We start from the raw sequence: 1,720 nt of genomic DNA, 5'->3' as shown, positions 1-1,720 counted from the left end.
GTGACCGGACAGGAGACATTACATCCCACATTTCCCAAGTAAGGCGCTGATTTCGCTGTCCTGACCATTATATTTCCTATATAAAACATGGTGTTGAAGGCTGCGAGGGGCGCGTTTCATGGATCACCCAGAGGGTGCGGGCTTGCAACGGGCAGATCGGGTGGATTTCGACCCTCGCGTGCGGCTGGAATTTCGCGGCACGCAGCTCAGTTCCGACGGCGGCCTTCTGGTGATGCGCGAGCTTGATGACGCGCTCGGGTTGTCCGATTTGGCGTCAGCGGCGCTGCGCGATACTCGCTCTGGCAAGAACACGGTCCATCGGCTCGACGGCCTGTTCCGGCAATCAGTCTTTGGGCGGCTGGCCGGATACGAGGATGTCAACGACGCCAACCGTCTCGCCTGCGATCCGGTCATGCGCCAAGTTGTCGGCGGCAGAGCGGTCGATGCACAAGCGGCCTCGGCATCGCAGATGGGACGGTTCGAGACCGAGACGCTGGCTCTGGCCGGGAACCGTGCCGCGCTGGCCGACCTGAACGGGCAATGGATCGACCGGTTCCATGACCGTAACGGGCTGAAGTACATCGTTCTGGACATGGACAGCTCGGTCAGCCCGACCCATGGCGACCAGGAAGGGTCCGCCTGGAATGGCCATTTCGACTGTAGCTGCTATCACCCCAACTTTCTGTTCAACCAGTTCGGGATGCTGGAACGCTGCGCCCTGCGCCATGGCAACGTCCACAGCGCCGATGGCTGGCGTGATGTTCTCGACCCCGTCATTGCGCGCTACGCGGAGCGCGACCTTGGTGGCAGGTTCTTCCGGGCCGATGCTGCCTACGCGATCCCGGCGATCTATGAGCGATTGGAAGAAGCGCGGTTCTTCTACGCCATCCGGCTGCCCGCAAACGCGGTCCTCAAGGACAAGATCGCGCATCGGCTAACGCGCCCTGTCGGGCGGCCGTCACTGACCAAGGTCAAGCGGTTCTTCGAGGAATTCGAGTATCAGGCGGCGTCCTGGGACAAGGAACGCCGGGTGATCGCCAAGATCGAATGGCATCCGGGCGAACTGTTCCCGCGTGTCGGCTTCATCGTCACCAACCTGCCGATGGAGCCGGACTGGGTGGTGCGGTTCTACAACCAGCGCGGCACCGCCGAGCAGCACATCAAAGAGGGCAAATACGCCTTTCGCTGGACGCGGCTGTCGTGCCGGAAGTTCCGCGACAATGAGGTGCGGCTGCAACTGCACGCCCTGGCGTACAACCTGGCCACCTTCTTGCGCTGCATCGAGCTGCCCGAGGCCATGGCCGACTGGTCGTTGACCAGCCTGCAACTGAAGCTGATCAAGATCGGGGCACGTGTGGTCCGTCACGCCCGCACCATCACCTTCCAGCTGGCCGAGGTCGCTGTCACCGGCACGATGGTACGCGCCATCCTCGCCGCTATCCGCCGATTGCGAGCGCCACCGCTATGCGCATGATCGCGATCCACGCTCAAACTGAACGAAAGCGGCTGGACAGATCTGTCCGCTGCGCTGAAAAACGCCGCCCCTGGGCAAGGAAACAGCGGCTTCGCGGTCTGATCCGTCCAGATCCAGCAGTCTGCGCGACCGCAGGTGCCGCTTGCGGCAGAAAATCCTTGTCTAGCGCTCGGATACAGGCGATCTTCACCTCAAACGCCACGCCACTTGGGGAATGCAGGCTACATGGACTATGAGTCGGGATCG

1 protein-coding gene is annotated in these 1,720 nt (G+C 62.1%); it reads left to right on the top strand.

The features are described from left to right. Nucleotides 1-118: 118 nt before the first annotated feature. Nucleotides 119-1,474: an IS1380-like element IS1247 family transposase gene (locus tag ACP691_RS21645; protein ID WP_006473457.1), complete on the top strand. Its 1,356-nt coding sequence runs from the start codon at nucleotides 119-121 to the stop codon at nucleotides 1,472-1,474. Nucleotides 1,475-1,720 lie beyond the last annotated feature (246 nt).

Source organism: Pseudomonas sp. DC3200b2 (assembly GCF_049895785.1).
Lineage (GTDB): Bacteria > Pseudomonadota > Gammaproteobacteria > Pseudomonadales > Pseudomonadaceae > Aquipseudomonas > Aquipseudomonas massiliensis.
Note: the sequence above shows the minus strand (reverse complement) of the source record. Positions and strands in the feature narration are given on the sequence as shown.

Bases quoted from the DNA above. Each gene is read 5' to 3' on its own strand.
- ACP691_RS21645 (WP_006473457.1), top strand. From the start codon at position 119: ATGGATCACCCAGAGGGTGCGGGCTTGCAACGGGCAGATCGGGTGGAT.